Consider the following 16298-nt stretch of genomic DNA (forward strand, 5'->3'; position numbering starts at 1 on the left):
CTTCTCCTTGTGTTTCCTCTTGTTCTGGGCTTCGCTCGCCGGACCGACGAAGTCCGACACGATTACGGTAGAGAGCGGCTTGGCCCTACAGGAGAGCCAATTTCGATCGATCTGATTGGGCCAAATAGGCTTCGTCGGGTGGACTTCCATGTGAGCCTCGCCGGCCGGGGCGATCTCGCCGCCCGCATCTACCGGCAGTTCGTCGACGCCATAATCGACGGTCGGCTCCGGCCGGGAGAGCGCCTGCCGCCGACGCGTGAGCTGGCCCAGCGGCTTGAGGTGTCGCGCAACACGGTGGCCCTGGCGTACGAGCGGTTGGCCGCGGAGGGCTTCATCGAAGGCCGCGCCGGGGCGGGGACCTTCGTCACCGGCAAGGCAGTGCCCGCCGGCGCCGCGGTCCCCGGGGCGGCGGCCGGAGACGCGGCCGACCGCCCGCGACGCGGAAGGGCCCCCGGAGACGCCGGCGTGGTGGCGCGCCGCCTGTGGCGGGACCTCCCGACCCCGCTCACCAGGGAGAGACGGCCCGATCCCGCGTACGACTTCCGGGTGGGCACGCCCGACCCGCGCCTGTTCCCGCTGGCGACGTGGCGACGGCTCGTGGCCGGCGAGCTGCGGCCCTCACTCGTCCACGCGGAGAACTACGGCGATCCCGCGGGGCACCCCGCCCTGCGCGCGGCGATCGCCCGGTATATCGGGATATCCCGTTCGGTGCGCACGGAGCCCGACGACGTCCTCGTCACCCAGGGGGCGCAGCAGGCCCTCGACCTCATCGGCAGGGTGCTGATCGAGCCGGGGGACCACGTGGCCGTCGAGGAGCCCGGATATCCTCCGGCCCGACTGCTGTTCAGGTCACTGGGCGCACGGGTGACCGGGGTCCCGGTCGACTCTGAGGGGCTGGACGTCGCCGCCGTCCCCGCCACCGCACGCTTGGTCTACGTGACACCGTCGCACCAGTTCCCGCTGGGTGCGCCGATGTCGCTCCAACGCCGTGCCGCGCTGCTCGCCTGGGCGGAACGGCACGGCGCGACGGTGATCGAGGACGACTACGACAGCGAGTTCCGGTTCGGCGGCCGGCCGCTGGAACCACTGCAGAGCCTGGACCGAACCGGGCGGGTCATTTATGTCGGGTCATTCTCCAAGACGCTGCTGCCGATGCTGCGCGTCGGATTCGTGGTCGCCCCGGCCTCGCTCCGGTCCGCGCTGCGCAAGGCCAAACAGCTCACCGACTGGCACGGCGACGTCGTCACCCAGGCGGCGCTGGCCCGGTTCATCGACGAGGGCCTGCTCGGCCGGCAGATCCGCAAGGCCACGCGCGAGTACGCGACCCGGCGCGAGCTGATCCTCACGACGCTCCTGCGCGACTTCGCGGACCTGCTCCGGCCCGTGCCGTCCGCGGCGGGTCTGCACCTGTGCGCCCGGCTGGTTCCCCATGGGAACGCGGGTACGGGCGTCGACGTCGGCGCAGTCGTGGCGCGGGTGAGGCAGGCGGGCGTCGTCGTGGACAACCTCGCCACCTACTACGGCGAGGCTCCCGCGCGGCCGGGGCTCGTGCTCGGATACGGGAGGATCCAGACCGAGAGGATCGAGGAGGGCCTCCGCCGCCTGGCGGCGAGCTTCCGCCCATCCTGATGGGTGACGTGCCCAGCATGGTTGCCGCGCCCGGCGCCGCAGCCGCCGACCTGACGGCGCGCGTACTGCGGGCGCTCACCGACGAATGACGAGCGGACACGGCTGAGGCCGACCCCGTTTCCCCGATGTCAGGCCCGGAACGCGCCCGCCGTATCGGTTCCGGGCGCGACCGCGTTGGCGGCGCGGTAACGGCTGGGCGGGAGTCCATACCGGCTGGTGAACGCCTCGCGGAGCGTCTCGGCCGAACCGAACCCGCAGCGGCGGGCGACCACGGGCAGGGGCAGCGCGGTCGAGGCGAGCAGGTGCGCGGCCGCCTCCGTCCGGACCCGCCGGACGAACCTCGCCGGGCTCTCGCCCACATGCGCGCCGAACAGCCGGGCGAGATGGCGCTCGCTCACCCCGGAGAGCACCGCGAGCGTGGCGGCGCTGAGATCGCCGTCCAGATGAGCGCTGACATGATCGACGACCCGCCGGACGACCGCGTGTTCGGGGGAGGGAGGGGCGACGAACATGCTCATCTGCGCCTGGTTGCCCGGCCGTTGCAGGTAGGTCACCAGGGCTCGTGCGACGTCCCTGGCCAGTTCGGGGCCATGATCTTCGTCGATGAACGCGAGCGTCAGGTCGAGCGCGCTCGTGACCCCGGCCGCCGTGGACACCTGGCCGTCACGGATATAGATCGGCGCCGGATCCACGATCACGTCCGGGTGCCGCAACGCCAGCCGGCGCGCGTACGCCCAGTGCGTGGTGGCCCTGCGCCCGGCGAGCAGGCCGGCGGCGGCGAGAATGCTCGCGCCCGTGCACACCGAGGCGACCCGGCGGCTCTCCCCGGCCAGTCGCCGTATGTGGGCGACCAGCCGCCGGTCCCCGGCCGCGGTCTCGTGCCCGTCCCCGCCGGACACGACGAGCGTGTCGATCGGGCCGGTCAGGCGTTCCAGCCGTTCCTGCCCGTGCAGGACGAGTCCGCTCCCGCAGGTGATCGCGCGCCCGCCCGGCGTGGCTACGCTGATCCGGTACGGCGGCCGCCCGCCGAGCCGGTTGGCGGCGTGCAGAGGGGTCGTCACCCCGGCGATGTCCAGGAGTTCGGCGTCCTCGTACCCCACCACGACGACCCGCCGTTCGATCACCGTTCGCCCCTTTCTTCAGATTTCCTCGCCCCTGACATCCTGGCCCGTCGCCGAGTCCCTCTCGGCGTTCACCGTCCGCTGCCGGGTGCCCGCCGGTCCGAACGACGGTGAGAAGGAGGTCGGCGAGCGGGCGATGGCGACGCTGGACGCGCACGGCCATGCCTACCGGTTCTCCGCGTCGCGGTGACGGACATGCGACATCAAGATCCCCTGGAAGCGTCATCGGGCGTGACTCGCGGAACCGATCGCTCGGCCTGAGGCGGGGGTCTGATGGACAGGGATCCCAGGATTTCGGACCTCCCGCTGCGCCTGGCTTGAGACGCCGGCGGAGGCGGTGTGAGCGTGGGGGCATGACGAAGACCCACGTGACGAAGACCATCGCTTTCGTGCTCTATCCCGGGCTGACCGCGCTCGACGTCGTCGGGCCGCTCCAGGTCCTCAGCGGCCTCGCCCAGTTCGACCCGGCGTACCGGGTCGTGGTCCTTGCGAAGGACACGGCTCCGTTGCCCAGTGACACGCCTCTCGCCCTGGCGGCGAGCCACACCTTCGACGAGATCGCCGAAGCCGACGTACTGGTCGTTCCGGGAGGCACCGAGGGCACGCTGGCCGCGCTCGCCGACGACACACTGCTGGGGTGGATCCGGCACGCGGCGGCGGGCGCCGAGGTCGTGGGGTCGGTGTGCACCGGCTCGCTGCTGCTGGGCGCCGCGGGACTGCTGGAGGGGCGCCGGGCCACCAGCCACTGGGCGATGCGGCACCTGCTGGAGCGGTTCGGCGCCGTCCCGGTCGCCGAGCGCTGGGTGGAGGACGGTCCGTTCATCACCGCGGCGGGCGTGGCCGCCGGGATCGACATGGCCCTCGCTCTGGTGGAACGGCTGGCGGGGGAGGAGATGGCCCGGATGGTCCAGCTCTGGATCGAGTACGACCCCCAGCCGCCGCTCGGCGGGATCGACTGGGACAAGGTGGACATCCCGTCCTACCGTCCCATCGCAGACGGTCTGCTCGCCTCCACGCTGGCCGGTCATCCCGAACTGCTGGCACGCCTGACGGCCTGACCTCGACCCTCCGGGCGCCCCGCCTTCCCCGCGACACCGCCCATATAAATCGGGATATCTCCATTAAAGTTGGACAAGCGTACCGCTTTTATGGAGGTCACCCATGGCATGGCTCCTGCTCGCCGCCGCGATCGCCTCGGAGGTCGTCGCGACCACCGCTCTGAAATTCAGCGACGGGCTGAGTCACAAGGGGTGGTCCGTCTTGGTGATCGTCGGGTACATCGCCTCCTTCGTACTGCTGGCCAGAGCCCTGAAGCTGCAGATGCCGCTCGGTGTCGCGTACGCGGTGTGGTCCGGAGTGGGCACCGCCGTTATCGCCGTGATCGGGATGGCTTTCCTGGGCGAGCACATGAATCCGGCGAAGATCGGCGGCATCCTGCTGATCATCGGTGGTGTCGTGCTCCTGAACCTGGCGGGCGCTCATTGAGTGGGCGGGTCCCGCGCGGGGACGGCGGGAAGCCGGGACGCAAGCCGCAGGAGAGGGCGCTGCGCCGCAAGGAGGCGCTGCTCGACGCGGCCGTCGCTCTGCTGGGCGAGGGCGGTTTCACGGCGGTGACCCACCGGGCGGTCGCCGAACGGGCGGGCGTGCCGCTCGCGGCGACCACCTACTACTTCTCCTCGCGGGACGAACTGGTGGCCCAGGCCTTCGCCGTGCTGGTCGAACGCGACCTGCGGCTGATGCGGGACTCTCTCACCCGGGCCTGCGGCGACTCGCTCGACGAGCTGGCCCGGACGCTCGTGCGGACGTACGCGTCGGACAGAGGCCGCCAGCTCGGGCTCTGGGAGCTGTACCTGCAGGCGGGCCGTGAGCCCGCCCTGCAGCACATCGCCCGAGCCTGGACCGACGGGTGGGACGACATCGTACGCACGCTACTCGACCGGTCCGGCCACCCCTGCGGCCGGTCCGAGGTCCGCTTCGTCGCGACCCTGGTGTCGGGTTTCTGGCTGGAGCACATCGTCGAGGCCCGCCCTGGGGCGCTGGAGCAGGCCGCGGACATGGTCACCCGCGCGCTCCGCGCGATCAGCACATGAACTGGACAATTCCCGGCTCAGGCCGTCGGGGCTTGCGAGCCCTGGTCCGATGGCTGTACGAGGCAGGCCAGCCCTTCGATCAGGGGGCTGGGCTCCAGGGACGGATCGAGCGCTCGCTGGAGCAGGTATCCGTCGATGGCAGCGGTGATGGTCACAGAAGCGGCTACGGGATGAGCCACGCCGCACTTGGTGAGCCACTCGAACAGTAGCTGTCGCAGTTCGGCCAGCGCGGCGGCGCGGCAAGCATCGGCGCTTCCGGCGGGAGCGCTCGGGTACACAATCCCGGCCGCTCTCCGTGCCGCTGCGTGGCCCGGTACTCGTGACGGCGGCGCCGATCGGCGCCGCCGTCACCCTGAGCCGACGCCCGCCACCACTGGTCAGGATCTTCGCGATCGACCTGGTCCACGAGCTTGTCCGCACTGGGCGCGCTTGAGGAGGTGGAGCGCATTCGCCGCGACGCTCTCGTGCTGTCGGATCGATGACGACCGGCGTCCCGGAAAATTCTTCAAAGAAGTCCGGGAGGAGGTGTCGGATCGGGGCGGTGGTGTTCGTAGCAGGGGTGAGGCCGCCCACAAGGGGCGGCGCCAAGGCAAAGGAACCGCGATCATGAAGCTGACGACCATGACTCAGGTCACCCTCGATGGAGTGATGCAGGGAAACGGGGCCGCGTCGGATGACCGCAGGAACGGATTCGAGCGCGGCGGATGGGCCCGGGGGGCGGGTGACGACGAGACCAGGACGTTCATCACGCAGACCTACCAGCGCGCCGAGGCGTTCCTGTTCGGCCGGCGCACCTACGAGTTGTTCGCCGGCTCCTGGGGATCAATCGACCAGATGCGCGCACATCCCATCGGCGTGGCCTTGAACGAGGCCCCCAAGTACGTTGCCTCGACCACGCTCACCGCGCCGCGTTGGGAGGACACGACCGTTCTCCGCGGTGACCTCGCGGCGGCCATCAGTGAGCTGAAGGCCAAGCCCGGGGGTGAGCTGCAGGTGCACGGCAGTGGCGCCCTGACCCGGTGGCTGCTGGAGAACGATCTGGTCGACGAGATGACTCTGATTGTTGTTCCCGTGGTTCTCGGCCAGGGCGTGCGGTTGTTCCCGGAGACCGGTCCGGATCTTGCGTTCGACCTGGTCGAGTCGCGGGTCGACTCGAAGGGCGTGACGATCCAGGTCTACCGGCCGGCCGGGCGCCCGCGGTATGCAACGGCTTGAAGTCCCTGACCACCGAACCATGCTGTCTTGACACCACAGGAGATGATCTTTAGATGCAGTACCTGGTTTCCGTGATCGATGACAAGAGCAATCCCGGCAGCACGGACAGGCGGCCTGCCATCAGCGCGTTCAACGAACGACTGATCGCCGAGGGCTACTGGGTTTTCGCGGGCGGACTCGCCTCGCCCGACACGGCCACCGTCATCGACAACCGGGGCGAGCAGGCGGTGTTCAGCGACGGGCCTTTCGTGGAGTCGAAGGAGTACCTCGCCGGCGTCTGGGTGTGGGAGGCCCCCGATCTGGATGTGGCGCTCAAGCTCGCCGCCGAGGCGTCGAAGGTCTGCGATCGGAAGGTCGAGGTGCGGCCGTTCCTGTGAGCGACGTCGAGGAGGCGATCACCCGGGCCCACCACGACGAGTGGGCGCGGGTGGTGGCCGCCCTGACCAGGCGTTTCGGTGACCTCGACATCGCCGAGGAGGCGGCTTCCGAGGCGTTCGCGACCGCCGTGGAGCGGTGGCGGGCCGACGGCGTACCGCCTAATCCCGGCGCGTGGCTGACCACAACCGCCAACCGCAAGGCCATCGACCGGATCCGGCGTGAGAACAAGCGCGACGACAAGCACAGGGAGGCTCAGATGACGTACGACGACCCGCCCGAGCCTGTTGGCGCCATCGATGACGACCGGCTCCGGCTGATCTTCACCTGCTGTCACCCGGCGCTGGCGATGGAAGCGCGCGTGGCGTTGACGCTGCGCATGGTCGGCGGTCTGACCGTGCCCGAGATCGCCCGTGCCTTCCTGGTGCAGGGGACCACCATGGAGCGGCGCATCACCCGCGCGAAGGCCAAGATCAAGGCGGCTCGCATCCCCTATCGGATGCCGTCCGCCGATGATCTGCCGGCTCGTGTCTCCGGCGTTCTGGCCGTCCTGTTCCTCGTCTTCAACGAGGGCTACCTGGCCAGCGGCCCCGACACCGATCCCGTACGACACGAGCTGACCACCGAGGCGATCCGGCTCACCTGCCTGATCCGCGCGCTCCTGCCGCAGGACGGAGAAGTGGCTGGGCTGCTGGCGCTGATGCTGCTCACCGACGCCCGCCGCACCGCCCGGATCTCGGCGAACGGCGAACTGGTCCCGCTCGACGAGCAGGACCGTGGGGCCTGGGACGCGGAACTGATCGCCGAAGGTCATCGGCTGGTGCGCGAGCGCCTGGCCGCTGCCGCTTCCGGGGCGACTCCGGGGCGCTACCAGATCCTCGCCGCGATCAACGCGGTGCACACCTCCGCCCGTGACATCCGCGACACCGACTGGTCGCAGGTCCTCGCCCTCTACGACCAGCTCGTCCGCCTCGACCCCTCGCCGATCATCGCCCTCAACCGGGCCATCGCCGTGGCCGAGCTCGACGGGCCGGAGGTGGCACTGGCCATCGTTGACCGCCTCGCCGAGGCGTTGGCCGGCTATCACGCCTACCACGCCACCCGCGCCGACCTGCTGCGCCGGCTGGGCCAAAGTCAGCAGTCACGCGCGGCCTACGACCGGGCCATCGAGCTGGCCGGCAACACCGGCGAGACCGCCTACCTCACCCGCCGCCGCGACCAACTGCAGTAGCGCCCGCGCTTGAAGAGCGCACTTGATACAGCGATGAAAGGCGACGCGGAACGCTGCACTATTGACATGTTCAGACGCCAACCCTTCTCGCCGAGCAACGGCGCAGGATTCGGGGGCGCCGGGTTGCGGCGGCCGTAGAGACGCGGCCTGTTGTCGACCGGCCGCGACTCTGCCGCCGCGCGGCCGAGGCGATCCGCCTGCGCGCGTCCGCCGAAGCGGACAAACCACCGAATGCTCCGATGCCTCCGCGGCAAGGATCATCAGCGAGGTCAGCCGCGCGGGTACAGAATCGTGGGCCCGTATTTCCTCGAGCGCTCACGATGGGAAAATAGAGACATGGTGATGATCCTAGAGTTGCCACTCGCTCAGAGCGTACAAGAATTGGATCTTGAGTGCGAGGGTGAGCCCAAAGCGAGACTTCGCCCTAGAGCATCGGAGCGTTCGTGGGCTCCCCAGCACTCCATTGCCGAGCGAATACCACTTGTGATCGAGGCGCAGGTCCACTGGAGTGCAACGCCTTCTCCCCGAAGATTACAGCGCCTTTCAGGCCAGTTCACCACCATCATATGGGGAGTTCTTCCATCACCTTCCAGCAAAATAGAGGTGTCATTCACGCCCGCGCACCTTTTCGGTCGGTTGGTCAAGCATAAGCGCGTTTTGGCGCTGACGCTTGGAGAAATCGCCTGGGCGGCAGAAGCTACAGGTAATTTCTCTATTGCGAAGATAAGGGTCAACGGCCAAGAGGTGGCAACTCGCAAGCTCCCAAGAAAACCAAACGCCAACCTGATCACTCGTATTGCTCGAATGACTAGGTTGGCGCATAGGCCCAAGCGCGGGACTGCTACTTATTCAGGGCCAAAGGGTTAGCAGGGCGACCCTATGGCGCGACGACCCGGGTCGGACTAGCGCGGGCAGGTAAGAGCACACCCATCGTGGCCGTGCGGCGCGCTGGGCGGGGCTGTGTGATCGCCCTGGTCAGCGACATGACTGTCCCTTTCTCTCATACTTGGTCTGCCCCCAGGTTGAGCGCCACAGCGGAGAGGACGTGTTCGAGGTGGACCTTCGCCAGGCCCCGATAGCGGGCCCGGCGAACGCCGGTGGCCGCGACGGCCTGGCGCATGCTGCCCTCGACTCCAGCGCGGAGCTTGTACTTGTCCTGCCACTCCTTCCCGCAGCCAGACAGGGGAGAACGGCGCGTACACCGCTTCCACCAGCGCATAGCCGTCGGCGCTCTCTCCTCATCCGGCCGGGGTCGGTGGCGGTGATCGCCTCCAACGCCGCGCGGACGCACTCCCCGGCCAACTCCAGCCGGTTCAGGTCCCGGACCGCGCTGATCACGTGGGTGGAGTCGGTACGCTGCTTGTCTCCCGCCTCGATCAGGCCCTTGCCGGCGAGCTTGGCGAGCAGCAGGTCCAGAGCCTTCTCCTCCAGGCCGTGGGCGACCACCCGAGTTCGGAACTCACTGAGCACACTGGCGTCGAAGCCGGGGTCATCCAACGCCAGCCCGAGCGCGTATTTCCAGCTCAAGTCCGCCCGTACGGTCTCGGCGGCCTGCCGGTCGGTCAGGTTCTCCACCCGCTGCAACATCGTGATCAACGCCAGCCGGCCCGGTGACCAGCCCGGTTTACCCTCGATAGCGCACGCAGCCGCGAACTCTGCGTCGGCGAACAGCTCGCCCAGCTCATCTCGGACCCGGACGGGTAGCGGCGGCTGCCTCTTATCGCCGGTGCGGGAGGTTCTGGCGGCCGGGCCGCTGGTCCTCCCGCCGGACCATCATCCTGCGGCTCTGCGCGCGCCGTCGGCCGGAGTGTTCGCGACGGCTTCGCCCGTGGCTTCGGCGGCCGTTTCGGACAGGCTGACCTGATCCAGCAGTCCGTCGAGTGACAGTTCCAGAACCCCGGCGACGGCGACGACCGTGAAGAAGGCCGGTGTGGGGATACGGCCCCTCTCGACCTTCCGCAGCGTCTCGGGGGAGATCCCGGCCCGGAGTGCCACGTCGGTGATGCTGCGTGGGCCCCTGGCCTCGCGCAGCAGGTCGCCCAGCCGTTCCCCGCGCAGGCGGTCGGCGATCGACAACGGTTCGCGTACCATGAGCCCAATACTAATACCGGTATAGTTATCGGAATCTAGAAGGAGGCAGGAATTGATCGAGCTCAAGACCGCTGGCGAGATCGAGGTGATGCGTGAGGCCGGCCGGGTCGTCGCGGCGGTACACACGCAGGTCCGCTCGCACGCGACCGTCGGAGTGTCTCTGCGCGAGCTCGACGAGTTGGCCCGCCAGATCATGCACGAGGCCGGAGCCGGATCGTCCTTTCTCGGCTACCACCCGGCGTTCGGTGCCACTCCCTACCCTGGCGTGATCTGCACCTCGGTGAACGAGGTCATGCTGCACGGCCTGCCCACCGGCTACCGGCTCCGTGACGGCGACCTGCTGAGCATCGACTGCGGCGCCCACATCGACGGCTGGCATGCCGACGCCGCTGTCAGTTTCTGCGTCGGCCGGGCTCGCCAGGGCGACGGCGATCTGATCGCGACGGCCGAGCGCATGCTGGCCGCCGGAATCAAGCAGGCCGTGCCGGGCGCGCGGCTGGGCGACATCGGCCAGGCCATGTCCCGCATCGGCCGCGCGGCCGGTTACGGCATCCAGCACGACTTCGCCGGCCACGGCATCGGGCGGGCCATGCACGAGGACCCGTGGGTACCCAACGAGGGCCGTCGAGGGCACGGCCTGAGGCTCCGCCCCGGCCTGGTCATCGCCATCGAGCCCAGCCTGATGGCCGGAGGCGGGGACGACTACGCGATGGCCGAGGATGGCTGGTCCCTGTGCAGCGGAGACGGCAGCCGCACGGTCCACGTCGAGCATTCAGTGGCCGTCACCGACGACGGACCGGTCATCCTGACCCTTCCCTAACGCCCGATGAGAGAGGGCCGGAGTTCGTTCGAGGTCAGGGCCGGGCTGGGGTGAGCGCGAGTCTCACTCCGAACGCCAGCAGGCCGTGCCGGCGGTTGCCTGGGTGGCGTGCCCCGCCCTCGCCCAGGGCCCGGGCACGCTGTGTCGTCATAGACGATCCCCGGGGGCTCCTGGAACCGCAGCACCATCAAGCCCGAAAACCCGGTGCGCGCCGGAGAAGGTGCTGCTGCCAGACCTGGTTTTCGTCGAAGTGGTTGTCGTAAAGGTCCTGGGCTTCGAGGATGCTCTCCAAGGTGGCCTCGCCTCTGGCGACACGCTGCAGTTGGCGGAAGTACTCGAAGCGCTCTATTCCGGGCGTGACGACGATCAGCAGATCGGCCTCGGTTCCGGGGGCGGCGGCGAAGGCGTGGACGGCGCGGGGCGGGACCACGACCAGGTCTCCCTGCTCCGCCGTGAGGACGCGTTCTCCGGTGAGGATCTCGGCCGCCCCCTGCAGGACGTAGAAGAGCTCGCTGGCCCTGGTGTGATGGTGCGGCGACGCTCCCGAGACTCCCTGCCCGAGGGTGATCCGCTGAGCGCTGAGAGCTCCCCCCACCTGACTGCTGTCGGCATACAGTCGCCCGGTCACCTGGGCGGTCGCGAGGATCTCGGTCTCCGCCTCTCGTACCACCACGACGTCATGGGATGGAACAGGTAGTGACATATGACAGCGCCCCTTTCGTCGTCGGTGGAGTGCCCGTCTGTGGCGACGTTGCCAACACCTTCGGAGTGAGCCTGGTGGTCGCCTGACGCCGCACCCTCGCACAGCTGTTGCCGTGCAGTCGCACTACGTGCCGCGGGGTGAGCGAGGGATCGTGGTGCAGGATCCGATCCTCCATCAGGCGGATGCGGGGATCGGGGTCGAGACCGAAGGCCTCGGCCATCTGCCTGCGTCCTTCGGCGATGAGGGACAGCGCGTCCGCCTGCCGGCCCGCCTGGTAGAGCGCGTGCGCGGTGAGCGCACGCAGTCGCTCCCGGTAGGGGAAGGCCGCCAGCATCCGTCCCAGTTCGGGGACCAGCGCAGGGCCGAGCCCCTGAGCCAGATCCGCCTCCGCCGCGTCCTCGATGAGGCCCCTGTGCAACTCGGCCAGGTAGTGCGCCTCGTCACGGATCCATGGCCCGTCGGGAAAATCCATTAGCGGCTTCCCGCGCCACTCGGCGAGTGCCTTGCCCAGATAGGCCGACGCCTGCGCGCTGTGGCCCGCGGCGAAGAGCCTGCGGCCCTCCTCTGCCAGGATGCGCACCCGTCCGATGTCCAGGGACTCCTGCCGGACGGTCAGGCGGTAGCCCCTGTGGCGCCTGGTGATGATCTCGTAGTCGCCGCGTCGCTCCGTACCCGGCTCGAGGATCCGGCGCAGCTTGGACACGTACGCATGCAGGCTGCTCACAGCGACGCGACTGTTCGCGGTCTCCGGCCAGATCACGTCGATGAGCTGCTCGATGTCGATGGTCTTATCTGCCCTGAGCATCAGCGCGCCGAGCACCATGCGCTGCTTTCTGGGGCCGAGATCAAGTGACGTGCCGTCAGCCGCCAGCACCGCCGTCTCACCGAGTAGCCGGAAGTCCATGATCTCCTCCATGAATGACGGAAGGCCCCTGGCCGGGGCCTCCCTCGGCCGGCCTGAATGAGAGGGTTACTGTGCGGGACGGCCGATGAAGCTGGTCCGGTTCCGCTCAGCGATCTCGGTGATGAGCGGAGCCAGTTCCTCCATCGCGCGCCCGGGGGGAACGTTCGCGTCGAGGTCGGCGAAGAGCTTTCCGGTGCCGTCGGTCAGGCTGAAAGCCAGGAACTTCGCGGCCTTGCTGCGCACCTCGATGGTGTGCACGGCACCAGTGGGGACCGTGATCGACTCGCCGGGGCCCATCTCGTACCGCTTGGAGCCCACCTGAACTGACATCCTGCCGTGCAGCATGTAGTACGACTCGGGCCAGGGGTGCCGGTGCGGCGGGACGAAGCTACCTCGCTCGCCGTCGATCTCGAACAACTCGTACTCACCATTGGTGTGCTCCGCGCCGACCTTCACCGTCGCGGTGCTGTCGACCGTGAACAGCTCCCTGCCCTCGCCGGCAAGGCTGTGGTGAATTTGCTGGGACATCGAATCTCCTTCTGTGGCACTGGGGTTGCAGTCCCCGGTGCTACTGCATTGCGCCCTCACGTTAAGAACCAGGTGCGGTCGCGCTCCATCCCACGCGAAGGGTGATCTCGCCCGGCCGGCACCCCCAGAAATCTGGGATGGTGGCCGGCGAAGGACTCTTCGATAATGGGACCGTGGTGAACCAGGCACGGGCCTGCGAGGCCAAGCGCGCCCTATCCGCCCTCGCGGCGGCCGGCCTGAGCCCGGCCGACGTCCAGCAGGAGGCGATCGACGTGGTCGGCAAGGTCGTGCCGTACGACGCCACCTGCTGGGCGGCTGTGGACCCGCAGACCATGCTGCCCACCGGTTCGGTGACGGTCGACCTCAACCCCTCGAAACAGCAGGAGGCGCTGTTCGCCGAGATCGAGTACGGCCCTTCTGACGGCAACAGCTTCGCCGACCTGGCGCGGAGGCAGGTCCCCATCGGCCGGCTCTCCGACCTGCCGTTCGGCGAGGTCGTGCGCAGCCGGCGCTTCAACGAGCTCTACAAGTCCATCGGGGTGGCCTTCGACCTGCGCGCGTCCTTTGTCAGCGACGGTGCCTGCTGGGGGATCGCCGGCCTGATGCGCGGCCCTGGTGGACCCGACTTCTCCACGGCCGAGGCAGACTTCCTGACCTCGGCCGCTCCGCTGATCGGCATAGCGCTGCGGACGGCGAACAGGAGCAGGATGCCCGGCACCAGTGCGGGCTCCGGCGGCCCGGTGGTGATCGTGCTCGGTGCTGGCGGCGAGTTCAAGGGCGCGACGCCCGCCGCCCTCGAATGGCTGGAGGCCTGGCAGGCGACACGCCCCGGCTGGCTCGATGTTGCACTGCAGGCGGTGGCCGCCACGCTGTCCGGTTCCCCTACGGGCACGGCGTACGCCCGCATGCGTGACATCTCGGGGACCTGGGTCGCGCTCCGCGCCGCGCAGTTGATGGCCCTGGACTCGCCGGCCGAGCGGGTGCTCATCACCGTCGAACCGGTGCCCGCCGACGAGGTGATCGGCATTATGCTGACCTCCTACGCCCTGACCGCGCGAGAGCGAGAGGTGTGCGAGGAGGTCCTCACGGGCCGTTCCACCGCCGAGATCGCCGATCGGTTGTATCTGTCGGCCTACACCGTTCAGGACTACCTCAAATCGATCTTCACGAAGGTCGGCGTGCGCAGTCGCAACCAGCTCCTCAGTCGTCTCCACGGTTCCTAATCCAGGGACAGGAGCTGGAAGTTCAGTGGCGCTGACGCCGCGCATGCCCGGCGGGCTCAGACGGAGAAGATCGCGCGGGGTTTCCCACGAACGTGGGAGACCCCGCTCTCGGGCCTCCGTGAGGTGCCGTGTGCACCCCGAGACTGGCTCTGATACCGTTGCCGCCTCTGGCAGAGATCGTTCCGAGGAGGTGAGACCCATTCCCCTGTATCAGGCTGGGTGCTCCCACCTCACAGCCGTGCGGTCCCTCTGACCTAGGCGACCGCGGGAGCGCCCACGGGCATCCCGAAAGGCTTCCATGTCGGCTTCGCCGTCGCTTCATTCCTTGTCAGTCATCGTCGCCACACTTCGGGCCGCTGGATGCGTCTTCGCCGAGGACGAGGCACAGTTGCTCGTCTCCACGGCACGCACCCCGGCCGATCTCACCGCCATGGTGGACCGGCGGGTCGCGGGACTGCCCCTCGAACACGTCCTGGGCTGGGCCGATTTCTGCGGCCTGCGCATAGCCGTGGACCCCGGCGTCTTCGTCCCCCGCCCCCGCACCGAGTTCCTCATCGGCCAGGCCGCCGCCCTCGCCCGGCCGGGAGCCGTCGTCGTCGACCTGTGCTGCGGCTCCGGCGCGGTGGGCGCCGCGCTGGCCGCGGCCGAGGACCGCGTCGAACTGCACGCCGTGGACATCGACCCCGTCGCCGTGCGATGCGCCCGCCGCAATCTCGCCGCCGTCGGGGGTCACGTGTACGAGGGCGATCTGTACGCGCCGCTGTCCGCCGCTCTGCGAGGCCGCGTCGACGTCCTGGTCGCCAGCGCACCTTACGTGCCGACCGACGCGATCGGCCTGCTGCCACCGGAGGCCCGGATTCACGAGCCCCGGGTGGCGCTCGACGGCGGCGCGGACGGGCTCGACATCGTACGACGGGTGATCGCCGAGGCGCCGCTGTGGCTCGCACCGGAGGGTCACCTGCTGGTCGAGACGAGCGAGCGTCAGGCGGCGCAGACCGTCGAAGCCGTCGCCCGCGCGGGGCTGATCCCGCGCGTGGCCGGTTCGGACGAGCTGGACGCCACCGCCGTCATCGGGACCTGGTCCGCCCCCGCCGCGAACGCGCCCGACACCCGACGACCGAGCGCCCGGTAGGGTCGGCGCATGATCGTGCACCTGGCCCTGGAGGCCGACTGGACCGAGGCGATGAAGCGGGGCGAGTACCGCGTCTCCACGCTCGGCCGGACCCTCGACGAGGAGGGCTTCATCCACGCCTCGACCGGCCCCGGCCAGGCGCGCGGCGTGGCCGGCCGCTACTACCGCGAGGTGACCGAGCCGCTGGTCCTGCTCACCATCGACGAGGACCTGCTCGGCTGTCCCGTACGGTACGAGATCCCGGACGGCTCGGCCGAGGCGTTCCCGCACATCTACGGACCGGTCCCGGTCGAGGCGGTCGTCGCCGTCGCCGACTTCCCCCTCGATCTGGAACCGGACCGACCGCTGCCCGCCTGAACGGCCCTCAGCCGAGCGCCAGGTCGGCGACCCGACGGGCCAGCAGGCGGGCGGGGTCGACGATCGGAACGGGGACGCGGGAGCCGTCCAGGGCCAGAACGAGCTCGGTGCACGCGGTGACGACCCGCTCGGCGCCGCGTTCGGCGAGGGAACGCGCGACCTCGGCCAGCGTCCGCCTGTGGGCCGGTCGGGCACCACCGCTCTTGACGGCGCCGATGGCCGCCATGACCTGCCGCTGGCCGGGCTCGTCCGGCTCGATCGCCACAACGCCGCGCCGCCGCAAGGCCTCCGCGTACAGGCCCGCGTACAGAGTGCCCGAGGTGGCCAGCACACCGGCCGCGCGGACACCGTCGGCGGCGAGGGCGTCGGCCGTGACCTCGATGATGCTCACCAGCTCCAGCCCTGCCTCGTCCGCCAGGCGCGGGACGAAGGCATGGGCGGTGTTGCAGGGCACGGCGAGCACCTCGCACCCCGCCTGCTTCAGCGCCTCGATGCCGCGCCGCAGGTACGGGGTCGGGTCCTCACCGCCGCCGAGCAAGCTCAGGGAACGGTCGGGGACACGGGGATCACCCCAGATGACGACGGGCACGTGCCCCTGGTCGCAGGTGGCCGCCGTCTCCTCCACGAGCTTGCCGTAGAAGTCGACGGTGGCCGCCGGGCCCATGCCGCCCAGGACGCCGACCAGCCGGGGCGCTCTCACCGGGCACCGCGCGTCCAGTCCTGATGTGGGATCGACCACCCGCCCCCCGGCCGATACCAGTTCGCGGTCGCGGGACCGAGTCATCGAGTGGCGTCCTCTCCTTCGCGGGCAGCCAGGGCCGAGCCAGGGCCGAGTCAGGGGCGGCCGCCCGCACAAGGATCGAGGTATAAGTTGTCGCC

The 16298-nt window shown here is 69.4% G+C and carries 19 protein-coding genes and 1 pseudogene; 11 read left to right on the forward strand and 9 right to left on the reverse strand.

Features of this window, described 5'->3' with window-relative positions; all coding sequences use genetic code 11:
• The first annotated feature begins 138 nt into the window (after nucleotides 1–138).
• On the forward strand, nucleotides 139–1629 hold the full coding sequence (gene pdxR, locus QSK17_RS19875) for a MocR-like pyridoxine biosynthesis transcription factor PdxR (RefSeq protein WP_285706415.1): 1491 nt from the start codon (nucleotides 139–141) through the stop codon (nucleotides 1627–1629).
• A 128-nt stretch (nucleotides 1630–1757) separates the two neighbouring features.
• Here pdxR and QSK17_RS19880 read toward each other — a convergent pair whose 3' ends face one another.
• Nucleotides 1758–2753 carry a GlxA family transcriptional regulator gene (locus QSK17_RS19880; RefSeq protein WP_285706416.1) on the reverse strand — a complete coding sequence of 332 codons (996 nt, stop codon included), beginning with the start codon at nucleotides 2751–2753 and terminating at the stop codon, nucleotides 1758–1760.
• Nucleotides 2754–3103: 350 nt separating this feature from the next.
• Between QSK17_RS19880 and QSK17_RS19885 the strand changes: the two genes are divergently transcribed.
• The 3 genes from QSK17_RS19885 (at nucleotide 3104) to QSK17_RS19895 (ending at nucleotide 4840) form a co-directional block, all read left to right on the forward strand.
• Complete coding sequence (locus QSK17_RS19885; protein ID WP_285706417.1) at nucleotides 3104–3808, forward strand: DJ-1/PfpI family protein; 705 nt, start codon at nucleotides 3104–3106, stop codon at nucleotides 3806–3808.
• Nucleotides 3809–3911: 103 nt separating this feature from the next.
• Nucleotides 3912–4235 (forward strand): DMT family transporter, encoded by a 324-nt coding sequence (locus tag QSK17_RS19890; protein WP_285706418.1) that lies wholly within the window; start codon nucleotides 3912–3914, stop codon nucleotides 4233–4235.
• Nucleotides 4232–4840, forward strand: coding sequence for a TetR/AcrR family transcriptional regulator (locus QSK17_RS19895; RefSeq protein ID WP_285706419.1), 609 nt, complete (start codon nucleotides 4232–4234; stop codon nucleotides 4838–4840). The genes QSK17_RS19890 and QSK17_RS19895 overlap by 4 nt, the downstream gene beginning before the upstream one ends.
• Before the next feature lie 17 nt (nucleotides 4841–4857).
• Here the strand turns inward: QSK17_RS19895 and QSK17_RS19900 are convergent, their stop codons facing one another.
• A complete protein-coding gene (locus QSK17_RS19900) occupies nucleotides 4858–5019 on the reverse strand; it encodes a hypothetical protein (protein WP_285706420.1) in 162 nt (53 codons plus the stop codon).
• A 427-nt stretch (nucleotides 5020–5446) separates the two neighbouring features.
• On the opposite strand from QSK17_RS19900, the gene QSK17_RS19905 reads away from it, so the two are divergent.
• The 3 genes from QSK17_RS19905 to QSK17_RS19915 are packed head-to-tail and all read left to right on the forward strand — an operon-like array spanning nucleotide 5447 to nucleotide 7661.
• Complete coding sequence (locus QSK17_RS19905) at nucleotides 5447–6055, forward strand: dihydrofolate reductase family protein (RefSeq protein ID WP_285706421.1); 609 nt, start codon at nucleotides 5447–5449, stop codon at nucleotides 6053–6055.
• Nucleotides 6056–6108: 53 nt separating this feature from the next.
• Nucleotides 6109–6432: a YciI family protein gene (locus tag QSK17_RS19910; RefSeq protein WP_285706422.1), complete on the forward strand. Its 324-nt coding sequence runs from the start codon at nucleotides 6109–6111 to the stop codon at nucleotides 6430–6432.
• On the forward strand, nucleotides 6429–7661 hold the full coding sequence (locus tag QSK17_RS19915; RefSeq protein ID WP_285706424.1) for an RNA polymerase sigma factor: 1233 nt from the start codon (nucleotides 6429–6431) through the stop codon (nucleotides 7659–7661). The genes QSK17_RS19910 and QSK17_RS19915 overlap by 4 nt, the downstream gene beginning before the upstream one ends.
• A 1000-nt stretch (nucleotides 7662–8661) precedes the next feature.
• Here the strand turns inward: QSK17_RS19915 and QSK17_RS36215 are convergent.
• The 3 genes and pseudogenes from QSK17_RS36215 to QSK17_RS19925 form a co-directional block, all read right to left on the reverse strand.
• Nucleotides 8662–8880, reverse strand: a complete 219-nt coding sequence (locus QSK17_RS36215) for a transposase (protein ID WP_352231818.1) — start codon at nucleotides 8878–8880, stop codon at nucleotides 8662–8664.
• Between the two features lie 239 nt (nucleotides 8881–9119).
• Nucleotides 9120–9347 (reverse strand): annotated as a pseudogene (locus QSK17_RS36220) (transposase family protein); the annotation flags it as partial.
• 87 nt (nucleotides 9348–9434) lie between these two features.
• Nucleotides 9435–9752 carry a helix-turn-helix domain-containing protein gene (locus tag QSK17_RS19925; RefSeq protein ID WP_285706426.1) on the reverse strand — a complete coding sequence of 106 codons (318 nt, stop codon included), beginning with the start codon at nucleotides 9750–9752 and terminating at the stop codon, nucleotides 9435–9437.
• Nucleotides 9753–9804: 52 nt separating this feature from the next.
• Here QSK17_RS19925 and map point away from each other — a divergent pair, with 52 nt between their 5' ends.
• Nucleotides 9805–10572 (forward strand): type I methionyl aminopeptidase, encoded by a 768-nt coding sequence (map, locus tag QSK17_RS19930; protein WP_285706427.1) that lies wholly within the window; start codon nucleotides 9805–9807, stop codon nucleotides 10570–10572.
• Nucleotides 10573–10759: 187 nt separating this feature from the next.
• Here map and QSK17_RS19935 read toward each other — a convergent pair whose 3' ends face one another.
• From QSK17_RS19935 to QSK17_RS19945, 3 genes are all read right to left on the reverse strand, one after another.
• Entirely contained in the window at nucleotides 10760–11245 is a 486-nt protein-coding gene (locus QSK17_RS19935) for a cupin domain-containing protein (RefSeq protein WP_285706429.1), read from the reverse strand.
• Nucleotides 11246–11249: 4 nt separating this feature from the next.
• Nucleotides 11250–12179 (reverse strand): AfsR/SARP family transcriptional regulator, encoded by a 930-nt coding sequence (locus tag QSK17_RS19940; protein ID WP_285706430.1) that lies wholly within the window; start codon nucleotides 12177–12179, stop codon nucleotides 11250–11252.
• A 66-nt stretch (nucleotides 12180–12245) separates the two neighbouring features.
• Nucleotides 12246–12707 (reverse strand): cupin domain-containing protein, encoded by a 462-nt coding sequence (locus QSK17_RS19945; RefSeq protein WP_061253105.1) that lies wholly within the window; start codon nucleotides 12705–12707, stop codon nucleotides 12246–12248.
• Nucleotides 12708–12880: 173 nt separating this feature from the next.
• On the opposite strand from QSK17_RS19945, the gene QSK17_RS19950 reads away from it, so the two are divergent.
• The 3 genes from QSK17_RS19950 (at nucleotide 12881) to QSK17_RS19960 (ending at nucleotide 15419) form a co-directional block, all read left to right on the forward strand.
• Nucleotides 12881–13930, forward strand: a complete 1050-nt coding sequence (locus tag QSK17_RS19950; RefSeq protein WP_285706433.1) for a helix-turn-helix transcriptional regulator — start codon at nucleotides 12881–12883, stop codon at nucleotides 13928–13930.
• Nucleotides 13931–14228: 298 nt separating this feature from the next.
• On the forward strand, nucleotides 14229–15062 hold the full coding sequence (locus QSK17_RS19955) for a putative protein N(5)-glutamine methyltransferase (protein ID WP_285706434.1): 834 nt from the start codon (nucleotides 14229–14231) through the stop codon (nucleotides 15060–15062).
• A gap of 9 nt (nucleotides 15063–15071) precedes the next feature.
• The gene (locus tag QSK17_RS19960) at nucleotides 15072–15419 is read left to right on the forward strand and encodes a DUF952 domain-containing protein (RefSeq protein ID WP_285706435.1); all 348 of its coding nucleotides are present in this window, start codon (nucleotides 15072–15074) and stop codon (nucleotides 15417–15419) included.
• Between the two features lie 7 nt (nucleotides 15420–15426).
• On the opposite strand, the gene cuyB is transcribed toward QSK17_RS19960, so the two are convergent.
• Entirely contained in the window at nucleotides 15427–16203 is a 777-nt protein-coding gene (cuyB, locus tag QSK17_RS19965; protein WP_285706436.1) for a cysteate racemase, read from the reverse strand.
• Between the last annotated feature and the right edge of the window lie 95 nt (nucleotides 16204–16298).

It is taken from the genome of Microtetraspora sp. NBRC 16547, assembly GCF_030268965.1.
Lineage (GTDB): Bacteria > Actinomycetota > Actinomycetes > Streptosporangiales > Streptosporangiaceae > Microtetraspora.

Bases quoted from the DNA above. Each gene is read 5' to 3' on its own strand.
- QSK17_RS19955 (WP_285706434.1), top strand. From the start codon at position 14,229: ATGTCGGCTTCGCCGTCGCTTCATTCCTTGTCAGTCATCGTCGCCACA.
- QSK17_RS19890 (WP_285706418.1), top strand. From the start codon at position 3,912: ATGGCATGGCTCCTGCTCGCCGCCGCGATCGCCTCGGAGGTCGTCGCG.
- QSK17_RS19910 (WP_285706422.1), top strand. From the start codon at position 6,109: ATGCAGTACCTGGTTTCCGTGATCGATGACAAGAGCAATCCCGGCAGC.
- QSK17_RS19960 (WP_285706435.1), top strand. From the start codon at position 15,072: ATGATCGTGCACCTGGCCCTGGAGGCCGACTGGACCGAGGCGATGAAG.
- QSK17_RS36215 (WP_352231818.1), bottom strand. From the start codon at position 8,880: ATGCGCTGGTGGAAGCGGTGTACGCGCCGTTCTCCCCTGTCTGGCTGC.
- QSK17_RS19885 (WP_285706417.1), top strand. From the start codon at position 3,104: ATGACGAAGACCCACGTGACGAAGACCATCGCTTTCGTGCTCTATCCC.
- QSK17_RS19940 (WP_285706430.1), bottom strand. From the start codon at position 12,179: ATGGACTTCCGGCTACTCGGTGAGACGGCGGTGCTGGCGGCTGACGGC.
- QSK17_RS19925 (WP_285706426.1), bottom strand. From the start codon at position 9,752: ATGGTACGCGAACCGTTGTCGATCGCCGACCGCCTGCGCGGGGAACGG.
- cuyB (WP_285706436.1), bottom strand. From the start codon at position 16,203: ATGACTCGGTCCCGCGACCGCGAACTGGTATCGGCCGGGGGGCGGGTG.
- QSK17_RS19945 (WP_061253105.1), bottom strand. From the start codon at position 12,707: ATGTCCCAGCAAATTCACCACAGCCTTGCCGGCGAGGGCAGGGAGCTG.
- QSK17_RS19905 (WP_285706421.1), top strand. From the start codon at position 5,447: ATGAAGCTGACGACCATGACTCAGGTCACCCTCGATGGAGTGATGCAG.